14 protein-coding genes are annotated in these 22,456 nt (G+C 47.3%); 9 read left to right on the top strand and 5 right to left on the bottom strand.

Features of this window, described 5'->3' with window-relative positions:
- Positions 1–92: 92 nt before the first annotated feature.
- From C2I18_RS07580 to C2I18_RS07570, 3 genes are read right to left on the bottom strand one after another with little or no spacing between them, the layout of a single operon-like run.
- Complete coding sequence (locus C2I18_RS07580; protein ID WP_249900649.1) at positions 93–713, bottom strand: NAD(P)-dependent oxidoreductase; 621 nt, start codon at positions 711–713, stop codon at positions 93–95.
- Positions 714–742: 29 nt separating this feature from the next.
- A complete protein-coding gene (locus C2I18_RS07575) occupies positions 743–2,521 on the bottom strand; it encodes a cache domain-containing sensor histidine kinase (protein ID WP_249900648.1) in 1,779 nt (592 codons plus the stop codon).
- Between the two features lie 4 nt (positions 2,522–2,525).
- Positions 2,526–4,082 (bottom strand): response regulator transcription factor, encoded by a 1,557-nt coding sequence (locus tag C2I18_RS07570; protein ID WP_249900647.1) that lies wholly within the window; start codon positions 4,080–4,082, stop codon positions 2,526–2,528.
- A 205-nt stretch (positions 4,083–4,287) separates the two neighbouring features.
- Between C2I18_RS07570 and C2I18_RS07565 the strand changes: the two genes are divergently transcribed.
- The 7 genes from C2I18_RS07565 to C2I18_RS07535 all read left to right on the top strand — a co-directional run bounded on the left by C2I18_RS07565 (position 4,288) and on the right by C2I18_RS07535 (position 16,585).
- Positions 4,288–5,262, top strand: coding sequence for an ABC transporter permease (locus tag C2I18_RS07565; protein ID WP_249900646.1), 975 nt, complete (start codon positions 4,288–4,290; stop codon positions 5,260–5,262).
- Between the two features lie 18 nt (positions 5,263–5,280).
- The gene (locus C2I18_RS07560; RefSeq protein ID WP_249900645.1) at positions 5,281–6,162 is read left to right on the top strand and encodes a carbohydrate ABC transporter permease; all 882 of its coding nucleotides are present in this window, start codon (positions 5,281–5,283) and stop codon (positions 6,160–6,162) included.
- A gap of 83 nt (positions 6,163–6,245) precedes the next feature.
- On the top strand, positions 6,246–7,838 hold the full coding sequence (locus C2I18_RS07555) for a DUF3502 domain-containing protein (protein WP_249900644.1): 1,593 nt from the start codon (positions 6,246–6,248) through the stop codon (positions 7,836–7,838).
- Positions 7,839–7,949: 111 nt separating this feature from the next.
- A complete protein-coding gene (locus tag C2I18_RS07550; RefSeq protein ID WP_249900643.1) occupies positions 7,950–9,497 on the top strand; it encodes a DUF3502 domain-containing protein in 1,548 nt (515 codons plus the stop codon).
- A 41-nt stretch (positions 9,498–9,538) separates the two neighbouring features.
- On the top strand, positions 9,539–14,449 hold the full coding sequence (locus C2I18_RS07545) for a glycosyl hydrolase 53 family protein (protein WP_249900642.1): 4,911 nt from the start codon (positions 9,539–9,541) through the stop codon (positions 14,447–14,449).
- A gap of 174 nt (positions 14,450–14,623) precedes the next feature.
- A complete protein-coding gene (locus C2I18_RS07540) occupies positions 14,624–16,183 on the top strand; it encodes a stalk domain-containing protein (protein WP_249900641.1) in 1,560 nt (519 codons plus the stop codon).
- A gap of 156 nt (positions 16,184–16,339) precedes the next feature.
- The gene (locus tag C2I18_RS07535; RefSeq protein WP_249900640.1) at positions 16,340–16,585 is read left to right on the top strand and encodes a hypothetical protein; all 246 of its coding nucleotides are present in this window, start codon (positions 16,340–16,342) and stop codon (positions 16,583–16,585) included.
- Positions 16,586–16,729: 144 nt separating this feature from the next.
- Here the strand turns inward: C2I18_RS07535 and C2I18_RS07530 are convergent, their stop codons facing one another.
- A complete protein-coding gene (locus tag C2I18_RS07530) occupies positions 16,730–19,048 on the bottom strand; it encodes a beta-galactosidase (protein WP_249900639.1) in 2,319 nt (772 codons plus the stop codon).
- Positions 19,049–19,165: 117 nt separating this feature from the next.
- On the opposite strand from C2I18_RS07530, the gene C2I18_RS07525 reads away from it, so the two are divergent.
- Positions 19,166–20,026: a helix-turn-helix domain-containing protein gene (locus C2I18_RS07525; protein WP_249900638.1), complete on the top strand. Its 861-nt coding sequence runs from the start codon at positions 19,166–19,168 to the stop codon at positions 20,024–20,026.
- A 138-nt stretch (positions 20,027–20,164) separates the two neighbouring features.
- Positions 20,165–21,520, top strand: a complete 1,356-nt coding sequence (locus C2I18_RS07520) for an MATE family efflux transporter (protein ID WP_249900637.1) — start codon at positions 20,165–20,167, stop codon at positions 21,518–21,520.
- A 109-nt stretch (positions 21,521–21,629) separates the two neighbouring features.
- Here the strand turns inward: C2I18_RS07520 and C2I18_RS07515 are convergent, their stop codons facing one another.
- Complete coding sequence (locus C2I18_RS07515) at positions 21,630–22,268, bottom strand: GntR family transcriptional regulator (protein WP_249900636.1); 639 nt, start codon at positions 22,266–22,268, stop codon at positions 21,630–21,632.
- Between the last annotated feature and the right edge of the window lie 188 nt (positions 22,269–22,456).

Here is a 22,456-nt window from a genome sequence, read left to right as displayed (position 1 = left end):
ACGTAACCTCTAGATCTCTTTAAAAGAGCGCCAGAGCCCTCAACAGGACTGGGCGCTCTTTTTTATAAACGGCAGTTATACATAAAGAAAAATTAGTAAGCAATCCCCACACGTGATTTGATAAAATGTCTGTCCCTTATTTGGTTATAGGTGAATTCTGCTGTATCCGGCACAGATATTTCAGCCCCCCCTTCAGGCAAAACATTCCGCTCCACACGATAGTTCCCCAAACGTTCTCCATTACTCAAAAAGGTAGGACATATGATCGTCCAATCAAGAGTCGATTTTTGCAGCAATTGATAGACCTGATGATGTTCTTCTGCTGCACGGGTTAACCTGCGTTTGGATTCGCTGGATTGATACCGTAACAGATGGGGGGAGCTTTCACTTTGCAGAATTCCGGCAGTACCTATAGTTAAGATACGCTTTATACCTTCGTTATACATCGCTTCGATGATTAAAGGCATGCTATCCGATAGCGTTGTTGTCCCATCGGTACTTAGCGCACTAATAACTACATCATTTCCATGTACTGCACGGGTGATATCTGCTTTATTCAAGACATTGCCTTGTATCACAGTCAGGTTTTGATTCATTCGCTGGATTTTCTCCGGGTTGCGGACTAATACCGTCACATGATGTCCATCATGAAGAGCATGGGCCGTTATATGGCTCCCAACCCGTCCGGTAGCACCCAAAATTAATATATTCATAAGCAAAAGCCTCTCTATATTGGTTTACTTCAAGACCCATCCAAAGGCAGCAGCAGTGTTATTGTTGTTCCGGTTCCTAAGCGGCTCTCGACTTTTAGACCGTAAGGGAATCCGAACATGATCTCCAGACGGTGGTGAATGTTCCTCATTCCATAGCCGCCATTGTGCCTCTCCAGCGTACCGTTCATAATACTTTGGACGGTCTTATGATCCATTCCGACACCATCATCCTCAACAATTAGCCGGATTCCGGAGCCGTCTTTATAACCGTGAATACGGATAGTACCATAAGGATGATCCTTTTCCATAATTCCATGCAGAATTGCATTTTCGACTAACGGCTGCAGCACTAATTTGAGTGTAGAGGCTATAAGGACATCCTCCGGCACTTCGATGATCAGCTCAATCCGGTTCCGGAAACGCATATTCTGAATGAGCACATAGGCACGGATATGTTCAATTTCCGCACGGATTGGAATAATATCCTCCCCGTTGCTTAGGCTGATCTTGTAGAAATCAGAGAGAGATGTAATTAGCGTTTGGATATCTTCAGCATTATACTTCATGGCCAGCCAGTTAACCATATCAAGTGTGTTGTATAAAAAATGCGGATTGATCTGAGCCTGAAGGGCACGCAGTTCCATATTTTTGACATCCAATCCCAATTGATACTTATCTGAGGCCAGATCCTCGATGCGGTACAGCATCCGGTTGAAGGTTTTTATCAGTTCCCCGATCTCATCGTCGTTTTTAGGGTCAAGTTTAGTTTTGAAATCATCGACACCGACCTTGCGCATCGTTGTACTAAGTCTGCGGATTCGGAGTGTGCCTGAAGAAGAAACGTAATATGCCATAGGAAGTGTCAGTACAGCGACCGCTACAAAAATGAGCAGCAGCTGATTCCGTGCCTTCGTCGAGATGGCTGCGATATCCTTGTGCGGTACCACGAGAACGAATCTCCAGTCCGTATTGTCAACAGAAATGGAAGCCAATAGCGTTTTTTCACCGTTCAGCGTAAGCGAATCCACCTGTTGTACACCTAAGCTGTTTTGCGTTTGAAGAGCCTCCATGATGGATTCCGGGTGCTTCACTTGTGTTTTGGTCGAACTGGCGATCAGCTCCTGGTGACTGTTAATCAGCAGTGCGGCGCTGGAGGGGGTGAACAGGGACTGATCCAGAATTTGCTCCAGTACAGCCTTGGGCATTTCCGCACGCAGCAGTCCGGCAAAATCGCCGGTTTCCAGCGGATCGGTCACTTTGCGGATAAATGTGACGGTGTTCCGCTGCTTCGTATTAACCATTCCGGGCGGGAGCCAAAGAAAAGAAGAGTTTTCTTCAGCAATCCGCTTCATCCAAGGTTCATTTTTAGCAGATTCCAGCAGCAGAAACTGGTCGGAAGCCTGAACGGCTGCCATCCCTTCGTACATATACAGCCCGATGTTCTGAATATCCGGATTGGTCTGCACATTATAAATGAGCTGGTTAAAAAAATATTCGTCCAGCAGCCAGTTACCAATATTATCTCTGTACTCTGCCGCAGACTTTTTGACAAGCGTCTGAATCGTATCGTGCAGCACCATAACATCAACAACATTCCGGACGGAGCTTGTCTTGTAATTCAGAAAGGAGCTGGACTGCTGCAGCATGGCTTCCAGTGAATACCTGGATTGTTTCTCGGTATCCCTTGAGGTGATGTACGAATTCACGGAAATGAACAGGGCAGAGGAAATAGCCAGGAGCAGAAAATACGAGATAAACAGCTTTTTCCGTATGCTTAGATTTGAAAATTGTTGCAGTATGCGCCGCATGTTCTCACATTCTCTCGCGGTATTGGGAAGGCGTCAGTCCCGTAGATTTTTTAAATAGCGATGAAAAATAGTTGGAATCCGTGATCCCTATGGCCATGGCAACCTCGTACAATTTTAACCGCCGGTTCTGCAGCAGTTCCTTTGCTTTAGCCATGCGGATCTCTGTTACATATTCGTTGACCGTTTTGCCAATCTCTTTTTTGAAAAGAGCGCATAGGTAGGTTTGGGTTAAATACGTGTTGTCTGCAATTTGCCTTATGGTAAGCCCCTTATCCATATAATGTGCTTGGATAAAGTCCAGGATAACGGATACCCGGGCACTTACAGCCGATTTCTCTATGAGCTGGGAAAACACTGCCCCCACATTACCGGCAACATAATCGTGCAATGACTCCAAAGTATACAGCCTGCTGATTTCCTGCCAGAGGAACCGCTCCTCCTGGGTAGTCTCAATGACTGACAAGCCTTTGTCTACCGTGAATTCATGCAGTGTAATTAAGCAGCGAAAATAGATATTCGTAATCCGCTTGGTATCCGTGTCCATAAGACTGCGCAATTCATCAGTGATCTGAGCCAAAAGGTTGTGGACGTCTGCCTGGTGTTCTGCACGGAGTGCGGAGCGGAATTCACGGATAAAAGTATCCTCACGTTCCTGTGTAATCCCGCGGCTATCTCCCTCCTTCGTTCCAATAAGCACTTTGCCGTAGCCTTTAAAGAATTGCTGCCTTGATATTTCTGTTGCCAGGCGGCAGGCGCGGCCAATTCCCATCCCGGTTTCCGTCACCGGACCAATCCCGACGGCAAACTCAAAATCAACACCAAAGACTTCATAAAGTTCTTCAAGTAAACGCTCTGCCTGCTCAATCTGCACATCCGGTTGGAGACTTGAAGCCCCGGTTAAAACAAGCAGGGTATAGGCCTCTACGTACCCCGTCAAAGAATATTCCCCGAAATACTGTGAAAGCCACTGCACAATGCGTTCTGTCGATTCTTCCTGACGGGTTTCAACACCATCCAGTTTGCTTGTAAGCCGGATAGCCAGCGGAAGAACCATTCCTGCGAGAAAGTCCAACCGGGGGACGGGTCCTTCTTCAGCTTGCAGCTCCGCATATGTTTTTTCTTCTTTAATAAAACGGGTTAACCACTTCTGTTCAATAAAGGAGCGTGTGAAGTTACGTGTATATTGCTCAGACCGGTACTGCCGGATGCTCTCCTGGAGAGCACTGGTTATTTCTGTGAGTTTCACCGGCTTTTCTACGTACCGGACGGCTTTTAAATGAATGGCCGACTTCAAATATTCTTTATCTGAGTACCCGCTCAGGAAAATAATTTTAACCTCCGGATCGAATTCCCGGACTTTTGTAGCGAATTCAATTCCGTTCATACGCGGCATCCTGACATCACTAATAATAATTTGCGGCTTAAATGTAATTGCAAGCTTAAGTCCTTCTGCACCATTGGAAGCGGTCTCCAAACGATCCACACCAAGCGTACTCCACTCTATATATTGCTTCAGGCTCTCAAGGGTGAGAGGTTCATCATCGACAAGCATGGCCCGCATGGATAGCCCCTCCTTTTCATTCTGCTGTTCTCAATATAAAGCTTCCTTCAAGCCTGGCGCAACCGCTAATGCTGTAAAAACAAGACTCCGTAATTCTACCAAGAAAAACGTAAACCTGTATTATGTTGCCGGCAGAAGGGCTCCACTATAATTTGTTATGAGAAATCGAAAGCGCATTCAACGAAGAAGAGAAAAGAGGGAGTGTATGGCGGCTGAAGTCAAAACTGCTGTGAAAGCGGTAAAGCGTACGAAACTGGAGAGAAAAGGCGGAGGACTTTTTAAAGAGCTGGCGCGTAATAAAGTGCTGTACCTGATGTTTGTACCGATCGCGCTCTATTTCATTATTTTCAACTATATCCCGATGGCTGGAATCGTAGTTGCCTTTAAAAGCTTCAATTATCAGGAGGGCATGTTCGGCAGTCCGTGGACCGGCTTTGACAACTTCGAATATTTTTTCAGCTCCGGAAAGGCATGGCTGGTCACCAAAAATACCTTTATGTACAATTCCGTATTTCTGGCAGCCTATTTGTTCTTTTCCATCCTGGTAGCGGTGTTAATCGCGGAGATGTCAGGGAAAATTTTCAAGAAAACCACACAGACTTTGCTGTTTCTGCCGTACTTTCTGTCCTGGGTAGCCGTAGCGGCCATCGTATATAACCTGTTCAATTACGAATACGGCCTTCTGAACTCCGTCTTGACAGGGCTTGGGTTAGATCCCGTTGATATTTACTCTTCAACCTCCTATTGGTATTTCATCCTGCCGTTCTTCTATGTCTGGAAGTGGGTTGGATTTGGCAGTGTCCTGTATTTATCAGCGATTATGGGCTTTGATACTTCTGCATATGAAGCCGCTAAGATTGACGGAGCGAATGTGTTCCAGCGTGTCCGCTATCTGACGATTCCGCTGTTAAAGCCGACAACAATCATTTTGCTGCTGCTCGGTATCGGCCGGATTATGCGCGGTGAATTCGATATGTTCTACCAGCTGATCGGTAATAACGGCATTCTGATGGATGCAACCGACATCATCGACACGCTGGTCTTCCGGTCTCTGATTGTGAGCCAGGACTTTGGGATGGCCTCTGCAGGCGGATTATACCAGTCCGTATTATGCTTTGTCATTATTATGATTGCCAATGGCCTGGTGAAGCGTTATGACCGGGATCAGGCACTGTTCTAGGAAGGAGTGGTCCATAACATGATTATCCGTACACGCGATGAAAAAATGATGAGCACAATCTCTTATATCATCGTAAGTCTTTTTGCACTCGTTGCTGTTGTTCCATTCCTTATCGTTCTGATCAATTCCTTTGCTTCGGAACATTCCATTATTTATAATGGCTATTCCTTTTGGCCAGGTGAATTTTCACTGGAAGCCTATCAGATGGTCTTTCAAAACCCGGAAAAAATGTTTCGTGCTTACGGTGTAACCATTTTTGTAACCGGAGCGGGTACGGCAGTTTCGTTATTCTTATCCATGATGGCTGCCTATGTGATGTTCCGCAAAGATGTCCGTTACCGCAACTCACTGTCATTTTTTCTATATTTCACAACCCTGTTTAATGGGGGACTTGTTCCTTACTACCTGTTGATTGTGCAGAATCTTCATCTTAAAAACACGATATTGGTGCTTCTGTTAGCGGGAATGTTCAATGTCTTTAATATTCTGATCCTGCGCAATTTCCTTAACGGCTCGCTTCCTGACGCACTGATAGAATCTGCCAAAATAGACGGGGCTGGTGATTTCCGGATCTTCCTGCAGATTGTAATTCCGCTCTCCAAACCGGCAATGGCTGCAATAGGTATGTTCACGGCACTCGGATACTGGAATGACTGGTGGACACCCATGATGTTTATCGAAAAGGAAGACCTGTTTCCGCTGCAGTACACGCTTTACCAGATCTTGTCGAGCGCTAACTTCTCCAGTCAGATGGTAAACAGTGTCCCGCGTCTGGATATGCCAAAGGAATCACTGAAACTCGCCTTAACCATTGTGGCTACAGGCCCTATTGTTCTTTTGTATCCGTTCGTTCAGAAGTACTTTGTTCAGGGGATTACTGTAGGGGCCGTTAAAGGATAAAGGCCTCTCCTCTAAGGGAGGTGATGCGCGTCAGCTTGTTGTGATGATTATTTTGGGGGTTACCAGAAAAAAGGAGGATCTTCATGCAGATCAAAAAAACATTGCTCACTCTGATTTCAGCCGGGCTTATGGCCGGGATGGTGCTGTCAGGCTGCTCAGGAAACAACAATAATGCCGGCGGCGGCAATAACGCTGCAACCGGCAATGCACAGGCAAGTACAAATTCCGGAGCAGATCTATCGAAACCTGCGAAGCTTACAGGATACCTGCTCGGAGCAGCACCCGTCGGGATGGATGCCGTGGTCGATGAACTAAATAAAAAGCTGAAAGCAGATATCAATGCTGAAATTGAATTCCGCTATATAGGCTGGGGAGACCTTGCCTCCAAGTATCCACTGGTACTCGCTGCAGGTGAGGATGTAGACTTTATTTTCTCGGCTAACTGGGCCTATTACAATCAGGAAGCATCAAAAGGTGCTTTCCGCGAAATTACATTGGATGAAGTAGAGAAGTATATGCCGAAGCATTTTGCCGCCACAAATGAGGTGGCCTGGAAAGAAGCACAGGTGGGCGGGAAGATGTATATGATTCCAACTTCTTCACCTGACCAGAAGGTTCCGGTAACCTTGATCCGCGATGACCTGCGGAAGAAATACGGTTTGCCCGAAATCAAGAGATTTCAGGACATCGAACCTTATCTGGAAGCAGTCAAACAGAATGAAAAGGCTATGATTCCGATCAATGCCGACAGCCAATATGACTTTGGAAAGTACTTCTTCAACCTTCAATGGGAATTTGGAGCAGGAACTGTGGATAGCGTTCTGATTACTAATGGATGGTCCGGCACACACACAGACTGGGACGATCAGGCAGGTACGGTGTATTCCCAATTTGATCCTTACATTATGGAACCGCAGAAGAAGGCGGCAGCAATCGTAAAATCCTGGAACGACAAGGGTTATATCAATAAAAATGCAATCTCTAATAAAGTCCGCAGTAAAGATGCTTTTGAGCAAGGGAAATCGGCTGTAGCTTTCGGGAATACCAACGATATTCAGACTACGCTGGCCAAGGCTGAGCAGGAGGGATGGGAGGTAGCGATTCTTCCAAATCTGTCTGCCAACGGAACCTATCCTATGGATCCTTATATTAATAACGGGGTCTCCATAGCAGCTGGCTCCAAAAATCCGGAACGGGCAATGATGGCCCTGGATCTGATTATGGAAGAACCAAGCTACAACAAATTAGTGTATTACGGTATCGAAGGTGTTAACTACGTTGAAAAAGATGGGAAGATTGACCTTCCTGAAGGAGTTACGGCAGAGTCCAATACCTATGCCCCGGATGCAGCAGGCTTCTGGTTTACGAACAAAAGCCAATTTCCGCCCATGGCTAATTGGACAGAGCAGTATATCCAGCATAAGGAGTCATTAAAAGACATTCTAGTTCCTTATGTGTTTAATTCGCTGGCGATGGATACAGTGAATATTAAAACAGAGCTTGCCAATATGAATACAGTCAAAACACAATACTATCTGCCGATTCAGGGCGGAATTGTGAAAGATATCGACAAGGCCTTTACAGAGCTTGAGCAGAAGGCGAAGGATGCCGGTCTCGATAAAATTGTTGCAGAAGCACAAAAGCAAGCCAAGGAGTTCCTCGCTAATCAACAGTGAGGATAAATAAGGAGTCGATAGGTCTACCGGCTCCTTATCTATATATTTACAAAAGGGTTTCTCCCCTGCCGCAGCGAACCCGTCTATAAGTCATTAAGGGGGAGAACGTCAATGAGGTACAGGAAAATACAGAGGCTGGTCATCGTTGTGCCGGCCTTATTGATCTTGCTTATTGCAGGGTGTACAAAAGCAGAACAGCCGGACTCCCGGAAGGATACAGAAACAGTTACGCTTAACGGATATTTGATTGGCAGTGCTCCAGCGGGACTAAATGAGGTGATGGAACGGATAAATGACAAACTTGCCGCAGATTTGAATGTACGTATTCATATAAGCTATATCGGATGGGGAGAGCTTGCCGCCCGGTATCCGCTGGTCCTGACATCCAATGAAAATGTGGACTTCATCTTTGCCAGCAACTGGACGTATTACTCCCAAATTGCCGCCCGGGGCGGCTTCCGTGCCATTACCCCTGAAATGATGAAAACCTACATGCCTCTTCACTACCAGGCGACCGATCAGCAGGCCTGGAAGCAGGCTGAGGTGGGCGGAAATGTCTACATGATTCCTTCGGCTTCTCCCGATCTAAAGGTTCCGGTTACACTGATCCGCGGCGATCTGCGTAAAAAATACGGCCTTTCTGAAATCAGACGTTTCTCGGATTTGCAGCCCTATTTAGCAGCCGTAAAGGCGAATGAGCCGGAAATGGTGCCTATCCGGGTCGATAAACAGTACGACTTTGCAAAAATACACTCTAATCTGCAGTGGGAGCTGGGTCCTGCGGTAGTCGATCTTATTACAACGACCAATGGCTTCTCAGGGGTATTCTCAAGCTGGGACAGTAATGACGGTGCGCTGTTATCTATATTCGATGAGCCCCTGCGGAGCAGCTACCTGGAGGCAGCAAGGATTGTGAAGGTGTGGTACGACCATGGGTATATTAACCATGATGCAATCGCCAATAAAATTAGAAGCAAGGATTCTTTTGAACAAGGATTATCGGCAGTTGCCTTTGGAAATTCCAATGACATTCAGGCAACCCTGGTTGCGGCAGAACAAAAGGGCTGGGAGATTGAGATTATTCCGTCACTTTCTGCTAAGGGGACCTATATCACTGACCCTTATATAAATAATGGGGTGGCCCTGCCTGCTGAATCCAAACATCCGGAATTAACTATGCAGGCTATGGATTTAATTATGGAAGACCCGTCTTACAGCCGGCTTGTTTACTTCGGCATTGAGGGTAAAAACTATGTCCTGAAAAACGGGGAGATTGCTTTGCCTGAAGGAATCTCGGCAGATACCAATGATTATCCGCCGGACGCTGCAGGATTCTGGTTTGCCAATAAGAGCAAATTCCCGGCGTTTGCCTCATGGAGCGCTATGTACCGGGAGCATCGGAAGCAGATAAGCAGCATGCTGGTTCCCTACAGGTATACTTCGTTCAATTTCAATCCGACACCCGTTAAAGGTGAACTGGAGCAAATCAATCAGGCGGCACTCCAATATTTGAGCCCTTTGCAGGGAGGAATGGTCTCCGACGTGGATCAGGCATATGACCGGATGCAGCGGGCGGTGACAGCGGCAGGCTTCCCGAAAGTATTGAACGAGGCCCGAAGACAAGCCAATCAATACTTGATGCATAAGAGTGCAAAGTAAGCAGCCGGCCATAAATGAAGCCAACAACAGGAGGAATGAGTATGAATCGGAGCAGTAAGCAGGGCCTGCGGGCCGGATTTCATCTTATTTTGGCATGTGTAATCCTGATCGGCCTGTTCCCATCCACAGGATGGGCCAATGCTGAACAGGATACAGAACCCGGCCTGGTAACTGATTACATTAGAAACGGGAGTTTTGAAAACGGTATCACTTCATGGGATGCCGGTGTCAATCCGGCCGTAACCATTCAATCCGGTTGGGCTCCCCAAGGAGGCGGCGATAAAAGGCTTAGCTATTGGTCTGACTCAGCTTTTACAGCGGATACCCATCAGACAGTAACTGGGCTCACCTACGGTAATTATATGCTGTCTGCATGGATTGACAGCAGCGGCGGGTTTAATCAGAGCTATATGTATGCCAGTTCTGGAAATGCGCCTGATGTAAAGATTGATATTCCTGCCAGCTCCGGATGGAGCAAAATCGATCTGCCCGTTACAGTCTCAAGTGATACGCTGAAGATCGGTTTTTACGCAGATGGACCGGCTAATAAATGGATCAGCTTCGACCTTGTATCTTTGACATCACAGCAGCAAGAGACGGCTCCCATTCCTGCCGGTATTGCCATTGTAAACCGGGGGTTTGAGGATGAAGGCACTGCAGGAACAGCAGAGGGCTGGTCAGTGGAAGGAGATGAGGGGGACTCAGCTATTTCAGAATCCGGGTATAAGAGCGGACACAGCCTGAGGCACGGAAATAGTGATTCGTATCAGGTTTCTACGTTCCAGACCATTTCAAATGTAGAAGAAGGATACTATACGCTTACCGGATGGACACGGAGCAGTGGAGGGCAGAAAGCCAATTATTTGTTCGCAAAAAATAATGGAACCTCTGAATCCAGAACGGCCATACCGGTTAGAGATGAATGGACGAAGGTAACGGTTCGGGGTATTCATGTAACAACTGGGAATATTACATTCGGATTATATTCTGATGCTTCGGGCGGCAGCTGGTCACAGCTCGATGATGTCGAACTCATTAAGGACGACAAGCCTTACCGGCTGCTAAAGGGCGGGGATACATCCGAGATTACCTATGTAGAATCAATGGGCGGCAAATACTATGACCGGAATGGTATCGAAAAGGATCTGTTTCAGATTCTGAAAGAAAACGGCCAGGATATCGTCAGGCTCCGTCTCTACAACAATCCTGGCAAGGGACGGGGAGACGGCACCTACTACGTTCCTGAAGGCATTATGGACAAAGCAGATATACTGAAGCAGGCCAAGCGGGCTAAGGATGCGGGACTACAGATTCAGCTCAGCTTCCATTACAGTGATTATTGGACCAATGGCTCCCTGCAGTATATCCCGCATGAATGGCAGGAACAAATCAGCGGACTGGCAAGTGATGCGGCCAAGGTTGACAAGCTGGAAGAGCTGCTGGCCGGATATACAGTAGAAGTCATGCAGGCTATGAAGGATCAGGGGACAACGCCCGAGTATGTATCGCTGGGTAATGAAATGCAGTCAGGCATTCTGTACCCGTACGGCAGAGCGGGAGCAGCGACTTGGGAGAACCTGGCGCGGTTTCTTACCGCCGGATCAAATGCTGTTAAATCGGTTTCCCCCTCAACCCAAGTGATTCTGCATTTGGATGATGCCGGGAATTACGATAAGTACGAAGGTTTCTTTGATAAAGCTGAAGAGCTGGCTGTACCCTATGATATTATTGGACCGTCGTACTACCCGTTCTGGACCAACAAAACGATCCAGCAAATGGTGGAGTTTTGTAACGACATGAGCGAAAAATATGATAAGGACATTATGATTATGGAGACGGGGTATAACTGGAACCCTACTGTTCCTAACGGGTCACCGGGGCAGCTGACAGATAACGGACCTTACCCTATGGATTCAAGCACACCTGAAGGCCAAAAAAACTTTATGATTGAGTTATTTAATGCCTTAAAAAGCGCAAATAACGGCAGAATCATCGGCGACCTGTACTGGGACCCGATTATGATTGAAGTGCCTGGTGTCGGCTGGGCTTTAAAGGAAGCTGACGATCAGGCAGATATAAACGCTGTCTCTAATACTACCTTGTTCGATTTCGAAGGAAGGGCACTTCCTGTTCATGATGCCTATTCTCAAAATGCCGACGGGTCTACAAAAGGCCTGATTAACGGTGTTATCCGCGGAAAAAGCGGGAACCGGTTAAGTGGTGTGGAAATTCTGGCGGATATACATGGAGCCAAGCGCAGAGTTGTCACGGATTCTAACGGAAATTATTTAATTCCGGATGTTCCCGTAGGCGGCGGATACACGCTAAGTGCAGCCAAAGCCGGCTACCAGGGTGGAATGGCCAGCGTGTCTGCCGTAGTATATGGAGAAATTACAACGGCAGATATTGAAGTGTCCGGCGGCGCAGTGTCTGGCATTGTCAGAGATGAGCAGGGCCGGCTGGTTAAAGATGCCGTCATTTCCGTCAGCGGAGCGGGCATTGTTCATTCGGTGCGGAGTAGTGAAAAGGGTGAATATACACTTGGGGATCTGCCGGAAGGGCAGCCATTAACGATTACTGCAAGCAAACCGGGGTTTACTTCCGGTTCTCAAGCCGGAGTTGAAGTTTTGAACGGCCAGGTAACACGGGGTGTGGATTTGGATATCGTGCTTAGCTCCGGTACTATTCAAGGGAAGGTGACTGACCGCCAAAACGTACCTGTTGCAGGCGCTAAGGTACAAGTGACAGCGGGCAGCCAAAAGCTCATAACGTTAACTGATGCTACAGGCTCGTACACTTTGCTTCATGTGCCTGCGGGCCAAAGTTATACCGTTACAGCAGCCAAAAACAACTATGTACAATCCGAAATCAGAGAGGTTTCTGTTTCTGTAGGGCAGGTAACGGCTCATGTAGATTTTGCAATGGATTTAAACTTGGGAAGACTGTCCGGAACCGTCACCAACAGCGATAACGAGCCGGTGCCCGGAGCCGAGGTCACAGCAGTGTCCGGTGAACATATATACCGCACAGTAACAGACAGTGCCGGGAAATATTCCTTACCGGATATGCTGGCAGGCATCCTGTATCAGCTTACCGCTGAAAAAGCCGGATACATGGACGGGACATTGGCTGAAGTTAAGGTGGAGGCACTGAAGGACATTTCGGATACGCATCTGCGCATGGGTACCGAAGTGCCGATCGTCAATGGCGGATTTGAAACGCAAGGAACCTCACAGTATGATGTACCGGGCTGGACACTGGAAGGGACGGAGCACGCTTCTTATGTTCAAAAGCATAGTGCAGTAAGGCAGGGGGAGTATGCACTGTCCAGCTGGATGGAGGGAGCCTATGTTACAAAGGCTTCTCAGACGGTAACCGGTCTTACGGACGGGGATTATGTGGTATCGGCTTCGTTCTACTCAGGCGGAGGGCAGAAAGAGTATTATATGTTCGCTCAACCGGGAAGCGGCGATATGGCTAAGCTGAATATCCCGGCAACCGGTGGAATGACTGCTATGAACCTCAAAGTTGCAGTAACCGGAGGCGAGCTGACTTTCGGATTCCAGGCCGATGCGATTGGCGGAAACTGGGCACTGGTGGATGATGTAAAACTCGGGTACTTAGGGCAGCAAAAAACGCAACCTGAAGCACCGGTGACAACGCCGACACCCACTCCGTCGCAGACACCGGCAACGACACCGACACCATCGCCGGCAGCAACACCAACCCCAGCATCAGAAGTGCCATTATCCGGGGGGATTTCAGGGACGCCAATGGCCCCGCCTTCAGCTTCTCCGGCAGGGGTAAAGATTGTTGGCGGCACGGTAACCGTAACTACAACATCCGGCACGGATGGTATAGCAAAAGCAGTCATAAGTGCCGATGATCTTACTGCTGCCGTAAATGCAGCTGCGGGAGAACTGAAGATCGCTGCCATACCAGACAAAGCCGCTGCAGGAGTACAATTACAATTTCCGGCAGCACCGGTTACCGGCAAGCATGCTCTTACCTCCGTTACAATCGATACAGGTTTGGCAGCCATTTCGCTGCATCCTTCACTGCTTCTGAAGACGGATGCCAGTCCGGCAGGCAATATCCTGTTAACTGTTGTGAAATCGGATACTGGCACATTGCCTCCTGATGTGAAGAATCAGCTGGGTACAGCAGACGTTCTCGATATTACGCTGTCCATTGACGGAGTTCCGGCCGACTTGCGCGGCGGCACTGCTCAGGTAGCTCTCCCTTATACACTGCAACCTGGACAGCAACCACAGAATATCGTTGTTTACTCTATTAATGATAACGGAGCTTTGGAGATTATAAAGAACGGAGGGTATGAGCTATCAAGCGGAAAAGTATCTTTCAAAGTGAAGCATTTCAGCAAATACGCAGCGGCGTATTCGCCAGTATCATTCTCTGATCTAAGTACCGTTCCTTGGGCACAGGCCAGTATTGAGGCGCTTGCAGCCAGAGATATTATAAAAGGAACTGCGGCAGAGGTATTCTCTCCGGCACGTAATATTACCCGTGCCGAGTTCGTGAGTATGCTGCTGGGTGCTTTTGATTTGAAAGGTTCATTAGCTGATAGCAGCTTCAGCGATGTTCCGGAGGATTCATGGTATGCTGCTCCGGCAGCGGCAGCAGAGCAGCTTGGTATTATTCAAGGACGGGCAGACGGAACCTTTGCTCCAGAAGAATCAATTACCCGCCAAGATATGGCTGTCATGATTTATAAGGCTGCCCAGGCTGTAAAAATCACGTTAGGTAAAGGACAATTTGGAGTCTCATTTACTGATCGTAATACCATTAGCGGATATGCTTCAGAAGCAGTCCGGCAGCTCGCTTCGGAGGGCATTATTAACGGTATGGGAAATGGAAGCTTTGCACCCAAAAAGCATGCTACACGTGCTGAAGCGGCTGTTATTATCAATCGCCTTTTGAATATGGAATAGATAAAAAACAGGACACAAGCCGGGGAAGGAAGCTGGCTAGTGTCCTGTTTCGTTAAAAAGTGCCAATCCTGCTCCAGCAGTAGCCGTCTGTTGCCGCCCCCGCCTACTGATTAAAGGAAATGGTTTACAAATGTCGAATCTAGTCACTATGACAATTCGAGGAGTGAATCCATTTTGCGTAAACCGGTCAAACTTCAACTGATCATTGTATTTGCTTTTTTGCTAAGCCTCGTTTCCATTCCATCCGCGTTTGCAGAGGCCTCTCTTATCCCAGACAAAAATTTGGAACAAGCAATTCGGGTCGAGTTAAAGAAACCGGCTGGCCCCATTACCAAAGAAGATCTACAGACTATTACGTCGCTCTATCCCGATGATCCTAAGCAGAAAATCAGCAGTTTAAACGGACTGGAGCATGCTGTTAATTTAGAGAGCTTAATGCTCCCGGGACTTGGCATTACCAATATTGAGCCGCTTAAAAATCTGCATAAAGTCACCTTCCTGGCTCTGAATGACAATCAAATCACTCAAATTGAGCCGCTGCAAGCGTTGTCCCAGCTGGAGCAGCTGATGATGGATTCAAACAACATAGAGAATCTTGATGCACTATCGGGATTAACCAACTTAACGGACCTGTTAATCGGCCATAATCAGCTTAAGGACCTGTCGCCGGTTCAATCTTTAGTCAAACTGAATTGGCTGGCCATAAACGATAACCAGATCCAGTCTCTTGAACCGCTGAGAAATCACCCGGAACTGGAGCATTTATACTTTGAGAATAATCTGGTCCAGGATATTAGCGTCTTAACAAGTCTTCCGAAGCTCAAGGAGGTTTCACTCAGCAACAACCCTCTGGATGCGAATGCAGAGAAAATTCTGGCCGAACTCACTGCCAAAGGCGTCAAAGTGCTTGAAGAAGATGGAGATGACCAACCCGCACCGTCTTCAAATCCTGACGAAATCCTGGTCCTGTTGAATGGGGAGATCGTTACATTCCAAGCCCCGCCGATCCGGCAAAATGGTTCTGTACTTGTTCCGTTCCGCGCTATTTTCGAAGCATTGGGACTGAAGGTGGACTGGGATCCAAAAACGCAAACAATCAAGGGAAGTAAACCAGGTACGCTTATCAAGCTTAAAGTGGGTTCAACTACTGCTGAGGTCAATGGCAATCAGAAAAAACTGACAATAGCCCCCTCTATCATAAAGGGCAGCACCTATGTTCCATTACGTTTTATCGGCGAAGCAACGGATGCGAAGGTGAACTGGCTGGCGGAGATTCAAGCAGCCACAATTTATACGAAGCAGCCATTTGCGACCAAAGATAAAAAAGTCCAAGTCACAGGCTACGGTGATTGGAGTGACGTAACATCTTCAGTTGAGAATACAGGCGATCACCAGCTTATCTTAATCTCACCCGAGCATAGCACGATGCTTATTCAGCATTATAGTAAGAGCGATTTAGAGGTGAACTTCGAACAATATGTTAGCTCGATCAAAAAAGATATAACTGACAATTATGAGGTGGAAATCACTGAGCAGCCCGTGACTGTAGGGAAACTCAATGCAAAGCAGTTTACCTATAGCTTAAGCATCGGAAATGAAACGATCGAATTTCACGTGATTCTTTTTGAGCAAAATAATGACATCTATACCTTATTGTTAGCTTCTCCATCGCAGGTCAGCAAGCAAGCTATCGCTGAATTCAACGAAATATTAAAAAGTATAAAAATAAACTAGCATCAGAAGTAAGGCAGCTGGCCAGTAACGCGATCGGCTGCTTTGTTCATTTAACGTGCAGTTTAGACTTTTAAGAAGAATAGAGGTGTTTGTGGTATTATATGTAATTTCGAGTTGTGAAATAAGTGGATTACTTGGAAATGGGGAAATCAAAATATGGAACGTAAAATACAACTAATGGAAACCTACATAAATATCGACGTTGGAAACTCACCCTTTTTAAAATTAGATAAAGAGTTGCAAATTCCCTACTCTTCAATCACAGGAATATCAACAGGTAGACCGATACCAAATGCTTTTAAACTATATGGTGCTTTATTAGGAGAAATGAGAAATGGAATATTTAGATCAAATGGTGGTTATCAACTACATTTTTTTGAAAATGAGCTTGAAACTCTGTAAACGTTAGCTTAACAAATGAAACGACAGTCTAGCACTTACTCCTCATTTCTGAATTTCCGCTTTCTAAGGTGTTTTAGATAACAAAGCAAATGTGCCCCGCAACCGGCAATGAACCGGCTGCGGGGCACATTTTATTAGAGATGATTATTTTTTATCGGCTACTAAGGCTACACGATATTGAGGAATGGCCTCTATACGGTGGAATACAGCAATTTCAACGCCGTCGAAAACTTCGATCTGTGCCTGGTTGATATACGTATGGACGGTACCTTTACGGAGCGGTGTAATAGAAATATGAAGCTTGTCTTTCTCCAGCTGGTTGTAGGAGGACTTCAGACCAATGCTCCAGGTTTGGCCGAAATGCACATTATCCGTAAGCAGCTTATCCCCAAGGAAGGCTTCTGCAACATCTCCGTCATAGTCGACTTCCAGCCAAACATCCTCTACATGGACCGGCCAGGCGGTACTCACTTCAATGACAGCCGATTTCTCTGCCGGTTTCACTACACTGATTTCCGGTGCGTACTCCGGGAGCTGCAGGGAGTAAGTGCTGAACACACCTTCCTGTTGAACAGGGGCTAACTGACCAAAGGTGGAGCGTAATCCTTCTGCCGTAGCAGGAAAGAGAGACACACTGAATGAAGGGAATCCCAGAGAATTACATACCAGCTGATCGTTTTGAGCGGTTAACGGACAATCGCTGACTGCTACTACGTGCTGGCCCCATAGGTTAAAACGGTAAGTTTGCAGCGCTTCTTGACGCGTCAGCGTAATAAAACGGATTTGCTTGCCCTGAGTAGTACGGAATACAACGCCGTTGTTTTTACCTGCAGCAGGATGAATCACATATTCCTGATTGTTCTCCTGAACCTGGCCGTCAACTGCTGTCAGGCTGGTAATAGACGATTTTGCCACAACATATTCCGGAGCAAGCCCATCATGAGCGTAGAAAAAGATAACTTGTTCCTCATCTGTTGAGATTTCCGTCAGCAGTTGAGCTGTTGAACTGACCAGTGATACTCCGTGCAAATCAAGATTAAATGGAAGCACAGCACCTGTGCCGCTGTTCAGCACAGCTTCTCCTTCATGAGGGAAAGAGACCTTACCAAGAGCGGTCTCCAGCTCAATCCGGAAGCTGCGGTCCGGCATATCCACGCTGTCCTGGAAATTATTCAGGAATACAAACCCGCTGCCGTCCTGTTGTCTGACGCACCAGCGCAGCGTCTCAGTATCCGTAACCTCAAGATCTGCCTGCCCCTCAGGCAGTACAGTCGGCATTGGCGCCAGAATATGCCCAAAGGACTCCATAAAGAGTGAAAGGGAACGGATACGGTCGTATGACTCGCCGATCCGGCCGAATTCTCCGAGCGGGGCCTGATAATCGTACGAAATTTTCGGAAGAAACTGCTCGTTCATGTAGGTTTTCTTTCCGACTGGATTGGAACCGCCATGGTACATATAATAGCCCAGCATATTGCTGCCGCTGGCAAGTTTCACCAGAGTCATGGCTTCCACACTCTCGGCAGGAACAAATGGACGGGCTTTATAGCTGACCTGCATTCCTCCAGCCATCTCACAATAAGCAACAGGATATTCGCGGGTATTAAAATCAACTTCCTCCATGGGGACAGCATGTAAATCACGGTAGAGAAATTCGCGGCTTGCCGGTTGATCCGGAAGCCAGGAAGTATAGGCATAACCGGCAAGCATCGGGAGGAAATCTTCTGTTGGAATAGCTGCTCCGCCCCAGGCCGTAACCGTAAAGAACAGAGGATGGATTCCGGCTTCTTCAGCAATCCGGCGAAGCTCGGCCAGATGGGCTGTGCCTTCGGTACCAGAACTCATAAACTTGCCTGAAGTGTAGCCCCAGGCATCGTTAGGAGCGCTGCAGTGCATATATTCATTCTCCAATTGGACAGCAATAACGGGGCCGCCCTCCTGATAGAATGTTCCTTTAACTTGTTTGGAAATTTCACGGTAGAGCTTTCTGGAGAGTTCCAAATAAGCCGGATCGTTTGAGCGGATTTCCAGCGGCTTGGCGAACACCCAGTCCGGAATGCCGCCGTTTCTGACCTCACCGTGACAGAAAGGCCCGATACGCAGAATCAGCGGATAATCCAGCTTGGCACACAGATCAACAAAGTGACGCAGATTGCGGCTGCCGCTCCAGTCAAACACGCCTTCTTCTTCCTCATGGTAATTCCAGAAAACATAGCTGGCCACAATATGCACCCCGCCTGCTTTCATTTTGAGCAATTCCTCTTCCCATTGGAGATAACTGAAGCGGGAAAAATGAAACTCGCCTACAACCGGAATAAAAGGCCTGCCGTTGCGGGTCATATAGTAGTTCGTGAAACCAAAGGTTTCACCTTTAGGGTTAGAGCCGCCGTTTGCTCCCAGTTTGCCCGGGAAAATCTCAAATTGCGGCGTATCAGTCAAATCAAGTCTGGTTACTGCAGTCATTGCGTTTAGCCCTCCTCAAATAAGTCACTTGTGATGGATATGGTTATCTGATTTAATAGATAAATCAGATTTCTCTTGTATTTTAGGGCATTTATAGGAAGGGAAGGTAGAGTGGATATGGCTAAAAAAGCGACGGATTATGCTATTCACGGAGAGCGTTCCTATGGCATTCTGATTGCCGGACATTTCAGTGTAACAGCTGATTACGCGATCCACCGGCCATCAGGCAGCAGGGACTGGCTGCTGATTTATACCATCTCCGGTGAAGGGCAAATACAACGGGGCCAGGAGGCTGTGACATGCTCCGCAGGAGATATGTCTATTCTGCTGCCTGGAATGCCTCATCAATACAGCACCAAAAAGAATGAATGGGAGTTCATATGGGCCCATTTCATCCCTGATCCCCAGTGGAGCACCTGGCTGAAAATACCGGAATCGGACCGGCAATTTATTTTTCATCATATCTCTTCTATAAAGATGCGCCAGTCCATTCAGGAGGCTCTAATGCGGATGGTCGCTCATGAGCTTCCGGGCGTAACCTCTATTCTTCACCGCAGGCTGTCTGAAATCGGACTGGAAGAAGCACTTGCTCATGCTCAGATAAACGCAGACCCGGATCATACCGTTTCCATGGACCCGAGAATCGCTGATATTTTGCGTGATCTGCAGCTGAATCCGGCACAAAAGGTCAGTCTGCCGGAGCTTGCGAAGAAAAGCTGTCTCTCCATTTCCCGCCTATCCCATCTATTTAAAGAGCAGGTGGGTGATACGATTCTGAATACACTGACTAAATTTAGAATGGAGAGGGCCGCGCAGCTTCTAACCGGTACCCAGCGTCAGGTGGCAGAGATTGCTGCCGATGTCGGGTTTGATTGTGCAATTCATTTTACACGCAAGTTCCGTGACACCTTTGGTGAGACGCCATCGATATACCGGAAACGAAAGCGTGAGGAGCTGCAGAGTGCCGACAGTTTCTAACCTTTCAGCTTGCTCTCCCTTAAAAGAGAATTGTCCATCTTATTCCGAACTTACTGAATTGTAGCGGCTAAAGGGACCTTGTAGAGTGGAGTTAACAAAAACTTTACATAAATCAATTTCCTGGGGCGGGGTACAGCTATGGATGAAAAAGAACGTAAGGCCCTATCACTTTCTGTCTTAACCTGGCCCATCCTGATTGAGATGCTGCTTCAATTTATAATGGGGACTATTGATACCTTGATGGTAAGCAGGATCGGTGATAATGCTGTGTCTGCCGTAGGTTTGTCCAACCAGATTACTCAGACGGTGCTTACCTTATTTGCCGCTATTAACGCTGGAGCAACCGTCCTGATTGCCAGAGCGTGGGGAGCAAACTCCCGTAACCAGGCGCAAAAAACAGTTACATTTAGTATAAGAGTCAATTTGATCATCGGTGTAGTGTTAAGTTTGTTTTTCTTTTTTTTCGCGGGTCTGCTTCTTGACATGATGGGAGCACCTGCCGGTGTCCGCGGCTACGCCGAAGATTACCTGAGAATCGTAGGGAGCTGCACACTGATAACCGTACTTCAAACATTTGTTACAGCTGCAGTCCGGAGTATCGGGAATACCAAAGGACCGATGAAAATAGCCATTGGCATGAATGTGATTCATCTCATTTTGAATTATGTGCTTATCTTTGGAGAGTGGGGATTTCCTTCATTGGGGATACAGGGGGCAGCAATATCAACTTGTATAAGCCGGGGAGCGGCACTGGCAGCCTCTATTATTCTTCTTATACGCGCGTTTCCGGAATTATCGGTACATATGATTCTGACTGGAAAAACACAGGGGCTTTGGCAGGAAGTAATGAGGATCGGGCTGCCCGTTTCGGTAACGGCAGTTTCCTGGGGGTACTCACAAATAATATTGATGTCCGTAATATCAGCCATGGGTGAAAAGTCATTAGCTGCTTATACGTACCTTACTACGATTCAACAACTTCCTTGGCTGATTGCATCTTCAATCGGTATGGCACTTTCAATCCGGGTGGCTCAGTTCTACGGTGCGGGGTTAATCAAGGAGATGTTTAAAAGCTTATATCAAGCTGTTTGGCCGGGTGTTATTCTGGTTTCTCTCGTGACAACAGGACTTCTTTTGTCCTCCTCTGCTTTAATGAGGTGGTTTACTCAAGATACCGGGATTATACATCTGGCATATCCGGCTTTTGCACTGTGCCTGATCTGGCAGCCTATGCGGGTCATCGGTTTCTGTGCTTCTGGTGCTTTAAATGCTATAGGTGAAGCCAAAGCAGTTGCCGTGTGGGCTGTGATAGGCATGTGGATTTTTACTGCCGGCGGGTCTTTTGTTCTCGGCGTATATTTTCAGTACGGCTTACTTGGAGTGTTTATAGCTATGATAGGTGATGAATTGCTGCGAAGCACACTTTATCTGATACGCTGGAGGGTGAAAAACCAGAAGTTTAAATTGGCTAACAATAGCCACCTTCAGGCATAACATTCCGCTTCGCACGATAGTTCCCCAGACTTTCTCTATATTACCAGACGGCAAAAATCCGGGACGCCCCGCTAACGCAGGCATCCCGGATTTTTGGTATGCAGGAAATTTAATAAAATGAACGGTTCTGGCGGATGCGCAGGGAGGTGCTGAGCAGGACATTCCTCAATTCCTCGTAATCCTCTTTCTCTAACGCTTCCAGAATGCTTCCGTTCAGCGGTGTGGCGCTGAAATGCGGTTCAAGCGGTGTCATGCGGAAGTTCATAATGGCGATCAGCTGGATTTTGTTCTGGACGGTTTCCAGGGATTGCAGCATGCTTTTGCTGCGTACGCTGGAAATGAGACAATGGCCGAAATCCATGGCCTTCTGTATATACGTAATATAATCCCCGTTGTGCGTAGCCTCAAGCTGCTGTCCGTAATGCCCCCGCAGCTGGGCAAGCTCCCTGAAGCCTTCACGCTCCATTACAGCTGTGGCGTAGAGCTGCATGGCCAGCATGATTTCGGCCAGCTCGGCAGACTCCTGATAGGAGACTTCTTTGACCAGGACGCCTCTTTTCTTCAGGGATTGGACAATACCGGCGGATTCCAGACGCGAGATGGCGATCCGCACGGGGGTTCTGCTCATACCAAGCTGTAAGGCCAAATCATTCTCCGACAGCATGGTCCCCGGCATGATTTCTCCGTGTATAATCTGATTCCTCAGATAGGTGTAGGCTGTATCTATCAGGCTTCCGGACTCTTTCATTCAGTTATCGCTGCCTTTCCCTTAGTCATGTGGTTAGTATAGAACGAAATGGAAGAAGACGTAAAGTTAAGTTTATGTAAACGAATGTATACGCAGATGAGGCGCCAGCTTAACAGAAACAATCCTGGAAGCTAATACAGAGTTAACAAAATACATGTAGTATTCTAGTTGTATTCAAAAGAAACACA

Origin of the sequence: Paenibacillus sp. PK3_47 (assembly GCF_023520895.1) — a bacterium.
Lineage (GTDB): Bacteria > Bacillota > Bacilli > Paenibacillales > Paenibacillaceae > Paenibacillus_AQ.
This window is presented reverse-complemented; position numbering and strand designations above follow the sequence as displayed.

What these genes read in the sequence shown, in the direction of transcription:
- C2I18_RS07580 (WP_249900649.1), bottom strand. Translation starts at nt 713, where the DNA reads ATGAATATATTAATTTTGGGTGCTACCGGACGGGTTGGGAGCCATATA.
- C2I18_RS07575 (WP_249900648.1), bottom strand. Translation starts at nt 2,521, where the DNA reads ATGCGGCGCATACTGCAACAATTTTCAAATCTAAGCATACGGAAAAAG.
- C2I18_RS07570 (WP_249900647.1), bottom strand. Translation starts at nt 4,082, where the DNA reads ATGCGGGCCATGCTTGTCGATGATGAACCTCTCACCCTTGAGAGCCTG.
- C2I18_RS07565 (WP_249900646.1), top strand. Translation starts at nt 4,288, where the DNA reads ATGGCGGCTGAAGTCAAAACTGCTGTGAAAGCGGTAAAGCGTACGAAA.
- C2I18_RS07560 (WP_249900645.1), top strand. Translation starts at nt 5,281, where the DNA reads ATGATTATCCGTACACGCGATGAAAAAATGATGAGCACAATCTCTTAT.
- C2I18_RS07555 (WP_249900644.1), top strand. Translation starts at nt 6,246, where the DNA reads ATGCAGATCAAAAAAACATTGCTCACTCTGATTTCAGCCGGGCTTATG.
- C2I18_RS07550 (WP_249900643.1), top strand. Translation starts at nt 7,950, where the DNA reads ATGAGGTACAGGAAAATACAGAGGCTGGTCATCGTTGTGCCGGCCTTA.
- C2I18_RS07545 (WP_249900642.1), top strand. Translation starts at nt 9,539, where the DNA reads ATGAATCGGAGCAGTAAGCAGGGCCTGCGGGCCGGATTTCATCTTATT.
- C2I18_RS07535 (WP_249900640.1), top strand. Translation starts at nt 16,340, where the DNA reads ATGGAACGTAAAATACAACTAATGGAAACCTACATAAATATCGACGTT.
- C2I18_RS07530 (WP_249900639.1), bottom strand. Translation starts at nt 19,048, where the DNA reads ATGACTGCAGTAACCAGACTTGATTTGACTGATACGCCGCAATTTGAG.
- C2I18_RS07525 (WP_249900638.1), top strand. Translation starts at nt 19,166, where the DNA reads ATGGCTAAAAAAGCGACGGATTATGCTATTCACGGAGAGCGTTCCTAT.
- C2I18_RS07520 (WP_249900637.1), top strand. Translation starts at nt 20,165, where the DNA reads ATGGATGAAAAAGAACGTAAGGCCCTATCACTTTCTGTCTTAACCTGG.
- C2I18_RS07515 (WP_249900636.1), bottom strand. Translation starts at nt 22,268, where the DNA reads ATGAAAGAGTCCGGAAGCCTGATAGATACAGCCTACACCTATCTGAGG.